The sequence below is a fragment of the Streptomyces sp. NPDC057638 genome (assembly GCF_042800315.1).
GTDB lineage: Bacteria > Actinomycetota > Actinomycetes > Streptomycetales > Streptomycetaceae > Streptomyces.
Genome location: NZ_JBHVHF010000216.1, coordinates 1 through 14,300, shown reverse-complemented (window position 1 = coordinate 14,300; position 14,300 = coordinate 1). Strand labels below are relative to the sequence as shown.

General features: G+C 71.4%; 7 protein-coding genes and 1 pseudogene. 3 read left to right on the top strand and 5 right to left on the bottom strand.

Annotated features, from left to right (window positions below):
* Positions 1-30: 30 nt before the first annotated feature.
* The 4 genes and pseudogenes from ACFVIM_RS24945 to ACFVIM_RS24930 form a co-directional block, all read right to left on the bottom strand.
* Positions 31-257, bottom strand: a pseudogene (locus ACFVIM_RS24945) (site-specific integrase); the annotation flags it as partial.
* 323 nt (positions 258-580) lie between these two features.
* A complete protein-coding gene (locus ACFVIM_RS24940; protein ID WP_384305286.1) occupies positions 581-997 on the bottom strand; it encodes a MazG nucleotide pyrophosphohydrolase domain-containing protein in 417 nt (138 codons plus the stop codon).
* Between the two features lie 106 nt (positions 998-1,103).
* Positions 1,104-2,720, bottom strand: a complete 1,617-nt coding sequence (locus ACFVIM_RS24935; RefSeq protein ID WP_384305284.1) for a carboxylesterase/lipase family protein — start codon at positions 2,718-2,720, stop codon at positions 1,104-1,106.
* 718 nt (positions 2,721-3,438) lie between these two features.
* A complete protein-coding gene (locus ACFVIM_RS24930) occupies positions 3,439-7,494 on the bottom strand; it encodes a BTAD domain-containing putative transcriptional regulator (RefSeq protein WP_384305281.1) in 4,056 nt (1,351 codons plus the stop codon).
* Between the two features lie 507 nt (positions 7,495-8,001).
* Here ACFVIM_RS24930 and ACFVIM_RS24925 point away from each other — a divergent pair.
* Positions 8,002-8,781, top strand: a complete 780-nt coding sequence (locus tag ACFVIM_RS24925; RefSeq protein WP_384305278.1) for an SDR family oxidoreductase — start codon at positions 8,002-8,004, stop codon at positions 8,779-8,781.
* Positions 8,782-8,928: 147 nt separating this feature from the next.
* Positions 8,929-9,498 carry a hypothetical protein gene (locus ACFVIM_RS24920; protein WP_384305276.1) on the top strand — a complete coding sequence of 190 codons (570 nt, stop codon included), beginning with the start codon at positions 8,929-8,931 and terminating at the stop codon, positions 9,496-9,498.
* Between the two features lie 256 nt (positions 9,499-9,754).
* Here ACFVIM_RS24920 and ACFVIM_RS24915 read toward each other — a convergent pair whose 3' ends face one another.
* Positions 9,755-10,792, bottom strand: coding sequence for a helix-turn-helix domain-containing protein (locus ACFVIM_RS24915; protein WP_384305273.1), 1,038 nt, complete (start codon positions 10,790-10,792; stop codon positions 9,755-9,757).
* An 834-nt stretch (positions 10,793-11,626) separates the two neighbouring features.
* Here ACFVIM_RS24915 and ACFVIM_RS24910 point away from each other — a divergent pair.
* Positions 11,627-14,008 (top strand): glycosyl hydrolase family 18 protein, encoded by a 2,382-nt coding sequence (locus ACFVIM_RS24910; RefSeq protein ID WP_384305270.1) that lies wholly within the window; start codon positions 11,627-11,629, stop codon positions 14,006-14,008.
* Positions 14,009-14,300 lie beyond the last annotated feature (292 nt).

The window sequence follows — 14,300 nt, the reverse complement described above, 5'->3', positions numbered from 1 at the left end:
ACCGGGAACGGTGGGGCCCTTCGACGTTGCTCAGCCTCCGTTGTCCTGGTTTTTGTCCACAGCGGGTTTCTCTGTGGCTCCCCAGAGGGCGACCGCGATCTTCTGGGCCACCTCCTTCAGCATGGCTCCAGGGACGTGGAGTAGCGCGCCCGCATGCGCGCGGACGCACCCGGCTCCCAGCCCATGATTTGGTCGATGACGCGATCCGGGACACCCAGCAGCATGAGCACCGTGGCGGCCGTGTGTCGGGCGTCGCGAACCGCTACACCTGCTACACCGCAGGTCAGCGGGGTGCTTCGTGTAGCAACAGGGGCGAGGCGTAGCGGATGTAGCGGGTCCGGCCACCGGGACGCGCGTACGTGGGTCCTCTTTCTTCGTCTCGTCGCTTCTCCCACGCCCACCAGGGCAGACAAAGGTTCCCATCGCTCGGCGGCCGGAGCTTTCGTCGTGTGCTCTGCCGTCCGGCGTCCGCCACGGATTCCGATGGCCGATCCAGCGCGCGGTCCCGATCCTCCGGGGCGCCTCCCTGGTGGCGCGGATGGCAGGGGCACCGGCCCTGGCGGTCGCGCCCGGTGAGGGGCTACTTCTCGTCAGGGGCCGCGCCCCCGGTCCATCCCTGCTTGCGCAGCACCGCCGCCACGTCCGGCGCCTCGTAGTGGGGGCCCTTCAGCACCTTGCCGTCGGCGCGGCGGACCGGGGTGCCGTCGGGGCCGAGCTTGGACATGTTGGCGCGGTGGACCTCGGCGAGGACGGAGTCGAGGTCGATGCCGTGGACCAGGGCGGTGCCATACGCGACGTAGACGACGTCGGCGAGTTCCTGGGCCAGGCTGTCGAGCGGGCCGTCGACCGCGACCTCGGCGGCCTCGGCGGCCTCCTCCTCCAGCAGGTCGCGGCGGTGGGCGGCGAGGGTGCGCGGGATCTCGGTCGGGGCGGAGCGGGCGTCGAGGCCGAAGGCGCGGTGGAATTCATGGACCAGGGCGGCGGGGGAGGAGTGCATGGTGTCGACTCTACGGCTGTGGCCTGCGGCGCTGTCGTCGGTTTCACCGGTACGGAGACGGCGCCCGCCGGGGCTCTGTGGAGCCTCGGCGGACGCCGTCCGGTGATCACCGGGACATCTCGTCCCAGAACTCGCAGCGGTGTTCGGCGCGGTAGTCGGATGGGCGGATTCCGTCAGTCCCCGGCTTCAGGGAGACGACCGTGTCGCTGGTCGGGCTGAAACGGGGCCAGCGGGGGGTGCCCGGTGCGTTGGGATCGCCGGTGCGGGCGAAGGTCGTCCAGTACATGATCATCTGGTCGGCGAGCTTCCACTGTTCGGGGCGCATCTCCGGCCAGGGGGCCCCACCGAGGTCGAAGAGGTAGGGGAGCTCACTGGCGTGGGCGGCCCCCGGGGGGAACTCCTGGGGGATGCCGTTGACGTTGGGAGCCTCGTCGTCGGTGAGGTAGTAGGCGTAGACCGGATTACGGGTGGACAGCAGCCCCTCGCCGGTCAGCTTGGGGCAGGCCCAGCCCCGGTCCGTCCCGACCGTGGCCCAGGCCAGGGCGGCGGAACGATACTGCGAGAGCGGGTACCGTGCCATGACCTGATCGGCCTTGGCGTCGAACGCGGCCTTCATGAGGACCGGGTACTCGCTGGCTGTGACCGGGATTCCCGCGCGGATCGCACCCGATATGAAGCCACGGTTCTCGTCCCTCGTCCCTCCCGACATCACCGGGACGCGCAGGAAGCGGCCCTTCCGTAACGCGACGGCGGGGTTCTCCGGCAGCAGCGGTGTGCCGTAGCTGAGATGGCTGGCGAATCGATCGTTCACCGGCATCAGGTCCTCGACCGACTTCGCCCGCATGCAGGCGAGTTGGCGTCGGCCGGATGGGCATCCCAGATCCGTGGCGGCCGCGCCGCTGGTGGAGTGTGCCTGTCGCAGGGAGCTGTACGGAGTGATCGACGGCAGGCCCGGCACGGGCACCAGTGTCCCGCTCGGCCACTCGTTCATGCAGGTGCCCGACTGCATGATGGCCTTGTCGACCAGACCACGCGCGGCGGGCGAGGTCAGCAGCGCGCAGATGCTCATGGCCCCGGCGGAGTTACCGAACACGGTCACGTTGTCGCGGTCGCCGCCGAACACGGCGGCGTTGCGCTGGGTCCAGCGGAGCGCCTCGATCTGATCGGCCAGCCCGAAGCCGCCCGCACCGGCGAGACCGGGGAGACCGAAGTAACCGAAGACGCCGAGACGGTAGTTGACCGTCACCACGACCGCGTCGCCCTGCGCGGCGAGCCGCCCGGCGTCGTACGCGTTGCCGGAGCCGATGGTGTATCCGCCGCCGTGGAGCCACACCATGACGGGGCGGGGGGTCGTGGACGGGGTGCGCGGTGTGTAGACGTTGACGAAGAGGCAGTCCTCGGCGCCACTCAGCTGGCGGCCGTCAGCGCCCCCGAACTGGGCGCACTCATGTCCGGGCGCGGTGGCCTTCGCGACTCCCTTCCATCGTTCGGGCGGAACCGGGTCCTTCCAGCGCAGCGCGCCGACCGGGGGCCGCGCGTAGCGGACGCCGGAGAAAATTCTGTTCTCACCGTCATGGGAGCCTCGCACCAGGCCCGTGTCCAGCCGGACGGTCAGCGGCTGTTGTGTTGCGGCGGTTTCCTCAGCCCCCACCGCGACGGTGGTGAGGCTCAGTGAGAGAGCGGCGGTCATCACCACGACCGGCCGCACCCAACGGATCGACATCCTCATAGGGACTCCTACCGAGTGTGAGAAGGCCCTATACCTGACGCATGCCACACACAGCGCATCAGCCGCATAAGGGCTCTTCCATGGCAGAACCGTTGAGGGTGACGCCGATGCTATCCATGCGAACCAGGGGCAACGGCAGGGTTACGAGGATTTGGCTGCAAAGTAAACATCGGTGGTTTAGGCCAATCCGAACCGCAGGCCGGTCACCTCTACTGACGGGTCAGTCACTTGTCGGCAGCATGAACCGAATAGTTGGATCTCGTCTAAAAGTAGTCGTGCATGATGATCGGATGACTAGTGGGGTGATTCACGCCAGGAGTCGCCTGTGAGGCGGAGGGGAGGGAGTACGCGAGAGGAGAGTGGAGCTCCGGCGGAGGGTAGCGATGCGACCGGCCCGACGGTGGCTGACCTCTGACAGCTGGTGAGCGCTTCCGGTGGCGGTGTAGTGGCGTCACGGGGAGGGTGTGGCGGCGGAAGGGTGCGAGGTGCGTCCGAAGCGCACCCCTGGTGGGGCGACACAGTTCCCTACTCCGGCGCGCGGCCTCGCCCGTCAGGTGAGTCCGTCAGCCCCGTCCGTCAGCCCCGTCTGTCAGGTACGTCCGCCGGGTCCGTGCCGGAGGCTGCCTCAGCGCGCGACTTCCTTCGTACGTCGTCTCCACGCGCCCCTCCCCTCGGCGTGCTACCTCGCCAGCGCGCCCCTTCCCTCCTCGCGCTACCGCTCCAGCGGGTCCCGGTCCGTGGCGAAAGCGGTCGCGAAGCCTTCCTCGCCCAGGGCCGACCTCAGGGCGGACCCGATGCGGTCGATGTCCCCGCGCTCACCCGGAGGCAGCGGCGTTCCCAAGGACAGACGGGTTCGGGAAGCAGTCCCCAGGAGCCCGGCCGCGCGGACGGGATCGCCCGCGAGGCGGTGAGCCCCGGCCAGACCCTCCAGGGCGAGGGCGACCGCCCGGGGGTCTCCGGTGTCGCGCGCGGCGGCGAGCCCTTCCTCCTGGAGCTTCAGGGCGGTCTCGGCGTCTCCGCGCTGCTCAGCGACGAAGCCCAGTTCGGCCAGGATCAGCGCCGTACCGTTCTCCGCTGGGAACCGACGATTCCACTCCAGCCAGGTACGCAGATGGCGCTCCGCCTCCTCCAGACGGCCTTGGCGGCGCGCGGTCAGCGCGAGCCCGATCTCGGCGGACTCCTGGGCGCGTCGGTCGCCGTACTCGACGGCCAGCCGCCGTCCCCGTTCATGGAGTTCGTCGGCTCGGGCGTGGTCCCCGGTGAGCAGCGCGATCCTTCCGAGCTCCGACCAGTGGATGGACACCTCCGTCCACAGCTCCAGCTCTTCGGCGATCCGCAGCCCCTCACGGCGGTGGCTCTCGGCGATTGCGTAGTCACCCTCGATCTCGGCGAGCGCGCCGAGCACCACCAGGGCCCGCATCCGACCCCAGCGGTCGCCGCTCTCGGCGAAGAGGGTGAGGCTGCGCTCGCCGTCACGGCGTGAGGCCGCCAGTTCCCCTCGTACCAGCCTCTGCACACCGCGGACGCTCAGGGCGGCGGCCACGCCCCAGTGGTCACCGGAGGCACGGCAGTCCTCCACCGTGCGGCTGATGAGTTCCTCGGCCACCGCCATCGGGCCGAAGACGGTGACGGTATGGCCGAGGAGCCAGCCCGCACCGGCCCGCTCGCGGGGATCGGCGATCGACTCATGGAGGGATATCGACGGGTGGAGCGGGCGCGGTCCGGAGCGTCGGGACCGCTGCTGGCGTACCGACATGTCCCCGTACACCTCTTGGGGCACCTCTCGGCGGGCGGGCGGGGAAATGCCCCAGGCATCGGCCACCCGGGTGTCGCCCGCGAGGAGCGTCATCCCCGCGTGCCAGGCCAGAAGGGCCTCAGGGGAAGGGGAAGGCGACGACTCGGATGGATCCGGTGGGAGATCCCCGGGCCGTGGTCCATCCACGGACGAGCCTGGGGTCGCCGGACCCGTCTCCTCTGGCGACGGAGACGCGTCGGCGAGGCCGGGGGAAGACCGTCCGGACTCAGACGGCCCGCCCTCGGGACGTCCGCTCTCGGGCAGCCCCGCCTTGGGTACTCCGGTCTTGGGTACTCCGGTCTCCGGCGCTCCGGTCTCCGGCGCTCCGGTCTCCGGCGCTCCGGTCTCCGGCGCTCCGGTCTCCGGCGACGGCCGGAAGGAGGTCTGACGCGGCCACGGCGGCGACTCGGCCGCCGCTCCCCGAGCCGACCAGTCGGTGCCGGGAAAGGGGGGCACGGCGCTCTTCACCCGTACGCCCGACAGCTCCAGGGCCGTCGCCAGGGAACGGGCCGCCTCCCGGAGCCGGCCACGCAGGAACCAGTACCAGGACATCGCGCGTACCAGTCGCCGGGCCAGCGCCGCGTCACCCGTGAGCACCGCCGTGTCGAGGGCACAGCGGACATTGGCCGCCTCCGCGTCGAGGCGGGTGAGCCAGACACGCTGCTCCGCGCCGCGTAGCCGGGCGTTCGCCCGCTCGGTGAGCGCCGTGTAGTGGCGGGCGTGGGCGCGGCGCAGCCGCTCGTACTCCGTCATCCGGCCGGGAATCGGCTCACGGAGTCTCTCCAGGCAGTACGCGGCGAGTGACTCCAGCAGCCGATAGCGCGGTCCGTCAGCTCCGTGCGTGACCACGACGAGGGACCGGTCCACCAGCCGTGCCAGCAGGTCGATCACTTCGGAAGGCCGCACTCCACCGCCGGAGCACAGCACCTCCGCCGTCGACAGGGAGCAGCCGTCGGCGGCTACCGCGAGTCTGCTGAGTACGGTGCGCTCGGCCGCGGTCAGCAGCTCCCAGCTCCAGTCGATCACCGCGCGCAGGGTCCGCTGGCGGGCCGGAGCGTCCCGGGGGCCCGCCGTGAGCAGACCGAACCGGTCGTCGAGGCGTTCGGCCAGCTCGGCCGCGCCGAGGGCACGCAACCGGGACGACGCCAGCTCCAGCGCGAGCGGTATTCCGTCGAGCCGACGGCACATGGTGGCCACCGGACCGGCGTTCTCCCGCGTCAACGTGAAGCCAGGGGACGCCGCGGCCGCGCGCGCCACGAAGAGGCGCACCGCGCCGGAACGCGCCACCTCCGGGAGCGACGCGTCCGGCCGGGGCACATCCAGCGGCGGTACGGACCAGAGCCGCTCACCGGAGAGGCTGAGCGGCTCCCTGCTGGTGGCCAGCACCCTCAGGCCGGGCACCGCCAGCAAGAGCGCCCTGACCAGGCACGCGACCGACTCCACGACATGCTCACAGTTGTCGAGCACGAGCAGCATGCGACGGTCACGCAAGGTCTCGGCGAGCCGCTCGACCGTGGCATGCGGGCGGGGCCGGGCGTCGTCCCTGATGCCCAGTACGGCCGCCACCATCTCGGCGGGGCCATCCGCGGCCGCTCCGGTGGAACGCGTCAGTCCGCCGAGTTCCACCAGCCATACCCCGTCAGTGAGGTCCTCGGTCAGGGCACCCGCCACCTCCAGCGCCAGCCGGGTCTTGCCGACGCCTCCGGACCCCACAAGCGTCACCAGCCGATGCTCGGTCAGCGCCTCCCTTATCCCGGCGACGGACCGCGAGCGGCCGATGAGCCCGGTGACGGGGAGGGGGAGGTTGGTGCGGGGGTGGGAGGAAGGGAGTGGTGTGGTGTGGGCGTCCGCCTCCCCGGCCGGGGAGAGCGCTACCCAGGTGGCGGGCGGGAGAGGTGGCGGGGTGGCGGGTGCGACGAACTGCCCCGGGACAGCGGGCGCGGGTACGGAGGAGCTGAGGGTCGTTGATCGGATAAGGGTCGCCGTTGACGGGGTGAGGGCCTGACCGGACCCAGGTGTCTCCGGCGTGGCCAGCGGTTCCGCAGGAGAGGGACCGGCCGGGCGGGAGGCGGGGATGGAGGCATCGGCCCCCTCCGTCGGCGGGGCGGGACGGGGCGGGGCCGCCGCGCCGCCCTCCGCCGACGGGGCGGGACGGAGTGGGGCACCCTTCGCCAGCGGAAGGGCATGTCCCGATGGTCCGACGAGCGAGGGAACCTGTTCCGTCATGCGCAGCAGCCCCGGCTCCTGACGCAGCACCCCCCTTTGGAGCGCCACCAGTTCCGTCCCGGGCTCCAGGCCGAGTTCTTCGGCGAGGTGGCGGCGGAGGTCCTCGTACGCCTCCAGTGCCTCGGTCGGGCGGCCCGCTCCGTACAACGCCCGCATATAGGCGGCGCGCAGGCGCTCTCGCAGCGGATGGCGGGCCGTCAGCTCGGCGAGGTCGCCGGTGAGGGGGCCGTACTCACCGAGGAGCAGCCGGGTCTCCGCGTACTCCTCCCAGACCAGCAGCCTGAGCTCCTCCAGTCTGGCCACGGCGGCGCGGGCGAACGGCTCGTCCGCGAAGTCGGCGAAGGCGGGACCGCGCCACTGAGCCAGGGACTCAGCGAAGAGGGCGGCGCGCTCACGAGGGTCGGAGGTGCCGCGGGCCCGCTCGGAGAGCGTGGCGAAGCGCCCGGCGTCGACCGCGTCCTCGCCGGTCCGCAGCAGATAGCCCGGTGGGCGGAAGACCACCAGCTCGCGGCCGCCGGCCTCCGCGAACGCGGCCCGCAACCGGGAAACCAGGGTCTGGAGTCCCCGCGCGGGGCGGGCCGGCGGGGCGTCGCCCCAGAGGTCCTCGACCAGACGGTCCGAGGAGACCACCCGGCCAGGATCGATCAGCAATCCGGCCAGCAGTGCGCGGACCTTGACCTCAGGCACGGGCACGGAGGCGCCGTCAGCCGTCCATACGGCCAGTGATCCCAACACTCCGAAGCGCATCGCCCCAGCGTACGAGGGCCCGCCCGATCACTCGTAGCCCTGTGGATAACTCCACCTGGCAGCGCTCGTACTCCGTCGGAAGCCGCTCCGGATCACCTCTGTCCCGGTGCAGGCCCGCACCTGGCCCAGGCCGTGGAGCCGGTCTCGGTCCGGTACGGGATCGGCCCTGAGCCGTTACGGATCCCTGCGGAGGCGGAACGACGGAGATGGCGCCGGAACGTGCCGGGGCGGGGGATCGCCAGGTCAACAGCTGGCACACGGGTGGCCACGGACCTACCGCATGCGGATCGCATGCACATCGCAAGCGAACCGCAGCCGAGCGGTGCCGGGGCGGCCGCGGGCGGCGGTGGCCCCGGCACCGCATGCGGACCGAAAGCAGCCCGCAGGAGGCCCGCAGCCAGACCGCAGCCGGGCCGCAAGCGGAGAGGCGGAGAGTCATGGCCGTACCGAGAAATTCACGGACGCAGCCGCTGGCACGCCAGCGGTGCGGAGAACTGAGGAGACCGGATGTCCGGCAGGTTCGAGGGTAAGAAGGCGGTCGTCACGGGCGGGACCCATGGCATGGGCCTGGCGATCGTGCGCGGTCTGCTCGACGGCGGTGCCGAGGTGGTGGTGACCGGGCGCAATGAGAAGACGTTGGAGGAGGCCCGCACCGCGTTGAAGGGGACGAAGAGCCACGTCGTCCGGTCCGACGCGGCCAGCATGGCGGACATAGCGGCCCTCGCCGACCTGGTCCAGCAGCGGATCGGCCTGGTGGACCACCTCTTCGTCAACCACGGCTACGCCCACTTCTCCGAGCTGGCGGAGGTTACCGAGGAGTCCTGGGACCGCCACTTCAATGTGAACGCCAAGGGGGCCTTCTTCACGGTCCAGGCGCTGGACCCGCTCCTGACCAAGGGGGGATCGGTGGTCTTCACCACCGTCGCCAACGACCGGGTGTTCCCCGGGATGAGCGCCTACTCGGGCTCGAAGGAGGCCGTCGGGGCGTTCGCCCACGTCCTGGCCGGGGAGTTCCTTCCCCGGGGGATACGGGTCAACTCGGTCGCCCCGGGATTCATAGCCACCCCGTCGATGGGAATGATCGGGCTCACGCCGGAACAGCGCGCGGAGTTCGTGGAGGAAGGGAACCGGGCGACGCCGATGGGTCGGGCCGGCACGTCGGAGGAAGTCGCGGCCGCCGCTCTCTTCCTCGCCGCCGAGGCCACGTTCAGCACCAATGTGGAGCTGGCCGTGGACGGTGGGTTCGCGCAGGGTCTCAGTGCCGAGTGGGCGGCCGACTCACACTGATCGCCCGCCCTCCGGTGCCCCCGCACAGGATTGTCGGCCATACTGCTGGCCGTGGATCAGCAGCGTATAAGTCCGAGTGTCACGCCGAGTCCGAGTGCCACGCCGACGCCCGCCGCTGGCGTCGACCCCGCGTTCATCCCCGGGCTGGTGCCCCCGCGGCCCGGTGTCGAAGAGGGCGAGAGCGAGGAAGTCGCGGGGCGGCTTGCGGACGAGGTTCCGGAGGCGGCGGCAGAGGAGCCCGAGAAGAGCGAGGAGGCCACGCCCGAGCAGAAGGACGACGGTCCGGTTTTCGAGGTGTCCGACCGGCGCGGCTCGATCGTCGCTGACGGTACGGGGATCACCTTCCGGCTGGACGAGGAGATGGCGGAGTTCCGCTGGGACGAGATCGGGGCGGTGGAGATCGACATTCCCCGCTTCGGACGTCGCTTCAGCGTCACCGTCTACACCTCCGCCCAGCGCTGGTTCCAGAACGATGTCGAGGCCCCGACGAAGGCCCTGCTCAAGGAGTGGGAGACGGAGCTGGACACCGTGCTGGACGCGCGGTTCGACGACGGCGCGAGCGGCAAGGACGCCGCGACCAGTGAGCCCGATGAGGCCGGTGAGGCCGGAAAGGCCGACACGGTCACAGGGGACGACAGGGCCGGCGAAGCCGACAAGAAGAGCGACCAGAAGAACGAGAACCCCAAGAAGACCGAAGGCGCCGACAAGGACGCCTGAGCGATGGATGAGTGAAGGGATCCCGGGCACCCGGGGTCCCGCACTCGCCAAGCCCTCCCCTCGCCTGCGCGTGAGCGGAGGGGCACCTCTCACCCCTGGATCGTCAGGTACCTGTGCGCGCCCCGATCGCGCAGACCTCGGGGCCGTGTGAACGACACCACCGGAGCGGCTGCGGCCCCGGCCGCCGGAGCGGGCGCTGGTCTTCTGGGCCGAGTGGGACTGGCGGGGGCTCGACCGCTCAGCGAGCGGCTGCTGATCAGCGGCGAGGAGATGCTCCTGGTGCGGTACGCGCCCCGTTGACGATCCCGCGCCACGCCGCCTGAAGCCCAGCCTGGAACCGGGTCCGCGCACCCAACAGATCCATGATCCGCCGCATCCTCCGCTCAACGGTCCGCTGCGCGACCCCGAGCCGCCGGGCGATGGCCTGGTCGGTCAGCCCGGACGCGGAGAGCGCGAGGAGTTGCTCATCCTCGTACGAAAGGGATCCGGTCGCCGTGCCCGGTGGTGGCGACCACAGGGGTACGGAACGCTGCCAGAGCAGCTCGTAGAGGATCACCAGCCCGTCCAGCAGCGCCGACGGCCGCAGCAACAAGGCCGACTCCGCCTCCGTGACTTCGGCCGCACCACCCGCTTGGCCCCCTCCAGCCCCCTCCGCCCGCTCGGCGCCGGACCGTTCCCCACCCGTTCGGGCCATGGGCGCCAGATAGACCAGGGCGACCCTGCGGTCCGCGATGAGCAGCCGCATCGGCACCTCATCCAGCACCCGGCACTCCTCCCCGCCCCGTGCCCGCTCCCGTGAGAGCGCCAGCCGTTCGGGCGTGTCCAGAGCACGGTGCCCGTAGATCGCCCGCCGTCGTACACCCCGCGCGGCCGGTGTCATCAGAGGTACGGGGCTGAGTGGCCGATCCAGCGACAGCAGCTCCTCACGGGTCGCCCGCAGGATCTGGCGGAGGGTCCGGCCGATCGCCTCCGGCCCACCCAGCGCCTGGAAGGCGACGGGCCCCTCCCGGCGAGTGCCGGAGAATTCCTCGGTGAGGGCGGCGGCGGCGAGCCGGGCACGCTCGAACTCCTCCTGGCGGCGCAGGGTGAGCAGTTCGACGACGGTATCCGGGGGCGCGGGCCGAAAGCGGGCGGGGCGGTCCCGTACGCGAGTGAGCATGCCCCTGCGCTCCAGGGAACGGAGTCGGCGACGCAATCGGGCGACGTCCCAGCCGGTGGTGGTGGCGAGTTCGGCCACGGTGGCCCGGGGGCGGGCGAGCAGAGCCCGGTAGAGCGACTCGTCCTCGGCGGACACCCCCAGCGCCCCCAGCCATCGCGCCCGCCCCGGAGTTAAGCCCTCCGTCTCCCGCCCGGAAACAGCACCAGACACGGCACCCAGCACAGACCCAGAATCAGACCCAGAACCGGAACCGGAACCGCACCCGGAACCAGGGTCGGGGCCCTCCCTACCCTGCCCGGCCCCGCCATTCCCCGAAGCGTCGACGCCCTCCCCTCCCCGCCCGGCCGCGCCATCCTCCATGACCTCGGCCTCCCCTGTATCCGCCGCCCCTCGGAAGGGGACCGGCTCCCGCCGCGCCGTCGGCCCGAGCACCGGACCCCCGGCCGAACCAGCTCGCCCCCGCCGCCGATGTCCCGTCATATCGCCTCTCCCAGCAGGCCGGTGGGGTCTCCGACGGTAAGGCGGCTCCCCGTACAGGTACAGACCTCTGTCCGGTCAGCCCGGCCACTCACCCGCGCCGCTCCCAGCCACCCCGAGGACCAGGAACAGCCCCATCCGTCACTCCATCCCCACGGCCCCGTCCAACAGCCCGCCCCACGCCCACCCTCCCAAGCACCACCCCGCACCAAACCCCCACCGAAACCACGCCCGTAACCCCACCAACACCTCATGAACACCGCACCAACACCCCCGTACCGAACACCGCGCCGCCCCTTCCCATCGGAAACCCGACAGCGTCGGAAAGCCGACACCCCCACCCCCTGTCCGATGGTCCAGACCAAGCGCACAGTGACCGGCAGGAACATGCGCACGGCTCTACCCGCCACCGACCACCACCCCACACCCCGACCACCCCACCCTCATCAGCCGAGCGCTCGCGCCCCATCCCAACCACCCGCAGGGAGCGCCATGTTCACCCGCCAAACTCCCCCACCCCCACCCCGCCCCGGGCCCAGAACCCCCCGTGGCCCCCGCCGCCCCCAGCGCATCCACCGAACCCGCCACCCCCGCCCCCTCCGGCACATCCTCGCGGTCCTGCTCAGCGCCCTCCTCCTCCCGCTCGCCGCGCTCCCCTCCAGCGCGGCCGGTGCCCCACCCCAGCCCCGGGCCGGCACCCTCACCGCGACGTTCTCCACCCAGAACTACGGCAGCTGGTGGAAGAACACCTATGTCATCCGCAACAGCGGCACCACGCCCGTCACCGGCTGGACCCTGGACTTCGACCTCCCGCCCGGCACCTCGGTCGGCGGGCACTACTACGGGGACGCGACCGTCAACGGCAACCGCGTCACCGTGAAGAACGCCCACTACAACGGCACCGTCCCGGCGGGCGGCACCACCGAGCCGTACAGCTACTGGTTCCTGACCAACAACCAGCTCACCGCGCCCAACCGCTGCACCGTCAACGGTGACAAGTGCGATGGCACCCCCGATGTCCCGCCGACCGCGCCGGGCACCCCGAGCGCCACGGCGATCACCGCCCGGACCGTCGCCCTGACCTGGGGCGCGGCGACCGCGGGCGACTACCCGGTGGCCTCCTACGAGGTGCTGAACGGTGCGAGTGTGGTGGCGACCTCCACCGCCACCAGCGCCACGGTCACGGGGCTGACCCCGGCCACCCCGTACACCCTCACCGTCCGCGCCAAGGACACCCGGGGCAACACCGGTCCCCTGAGCCCCCCGGTGGCCCTGCGGACGGTCGACCCGGCCACCGACCCGGTGCCCCCCACCGCGCCGGGTGCGCCCCGGGTGACGGCCAGGACCGCGACCAGCGTCTCGCTCGCCTGGGACGCGTCGACGGACAATGTCGCCGTGGCCGCGTACGACGTCTACCGGGGGACGACGCTGGCGCGCACGGTATCCGGCACCTCGGCGACGGTCGGCGGGCTCTCCCCCGCCACCACCTACTCCTTCACGGTCCGGGCACGGGACACGGCCGACAACAGCTCACCGCCCTCGGCCACGGTCTCCGCCACCACCGACGATGTCGCGGGGCCCGGCAACTACTACAAGGTGGGGTACTTCGCCCAGTGGGGCATCTACGGCCGCCAGTACTTCATCAAGAACCTCGACACCTCGGGCGCCGCCGCCAAGCTGGACGTCGTCAACTACGCCTTCGAGAACATTGATCCGGTCAACCTCACCTGTCAGGCCGGGGTCACCAAGGGCGTCTCCGGCAACCCCCAGGACCCCAACGAGGGCACCGGCGCCGGGGACGCCGACGCCGACTACGGACGGCCGATGTCCGCCGCCCAGTCGGTAGACGGCATCGCCGACGACGGCTGGGGCAAGCTGCGCGGCAACTTCAACCAGATCAAGAAGCTCAAGGCCAAGCACCCGCATCTGAAGTTCGTGGTCTCCCTCGGCGGCTGGACCTTCTCCAAGTTCTTCGCCGACGCCGCCGCGACACCCGCCTCCCGGGCGAAGTTCGTCCGCTCCTGCATCGATGTCTGGATACGGGGCGATCTGCCCGTCTACAACGGCGCGGGCGGCCCGGGCACCGGCGCCGGGGTCTTCGACGGCATCGACATCGACTGGGAGTGGCCGGGCGCCGAGGGCCATCCCGGCAACCACTGGGGACCGGCCGACAAGAACAATCTCACCGCGCTCCTGGCCGAGTTCCGCGCCCAGCTCGACGCGCTCGGCGGCGAGCACCGGCTGCTGACCGCCTTCACCCCGGCCGACCCCGCCAAGATCGCCGCAGGCTGGGACCTCACCCGGATCTTCGACTATCTGGACTTCGCCAACGTCCAGGGGTACGACTTCCACGGCTCCGGTTCCGACAACTCATGGGAGCCCCTGCGCACCGGACACCAGGCCAATCTCCACCGCGATGCCCAGGACCCCTACCCCTTCGACTTCAGCGTCGAGAAGGCGGTCCAGACCTACCTCGACGCCGGGGTCAATCCCCGGAAGCTGACCGTCGGCTTCCCCTTCTATGGACGGGGCTGGAAGGAGGTCGTCAGCGGACCGCCGGGCGTCAACGGCGAGTGGCAGCAGGCCAATGGCGCCGCACCCGGCCAGTTCGCGGAGGAGGCGGGGATCCGGGGCTACCACAACATGGTCACCGCCCTGCCCAACATGACCGTCTACCACGACGAACAGTCGGGCTCGACCTACGGCTACACCGGTCCCGGCGGCCAGTGGTGGAGCTTCGACGACACCTGGTCCATCGCCCGCAAGACCGCGTGGATCCGGTCGAAGGGCCTGCTCGGAGCGATGGTCTGGGAGATGGCGGGCGACACCCCGACCGGCACCCTGATGTCCGCCCTCCACACCGGCCTGCCCTGACCTCGCCCCACTCCGCCCCCGACCCGACCCGCCCTGACCTGACCTGACCTGACCTGCACCAAAGCACTCCGAACACCAACCACCCTGACACCGACCCCGTCCGGCGCCGGACCCTCCCCACCGGCGCCGGACACTCCTCCCGACCACCACCCCTCCCAGCCACCAGGGCACCCACGACCGACACCACCACCGACGGGCCACCCACCCGGCGCTCCGACCCTCCCCTCCCCCCACCACGGGCCCGCGCCTCACCCCTTCAGGCGCGGGCCCGCGCCCGCCCCCCCCCCCCCCC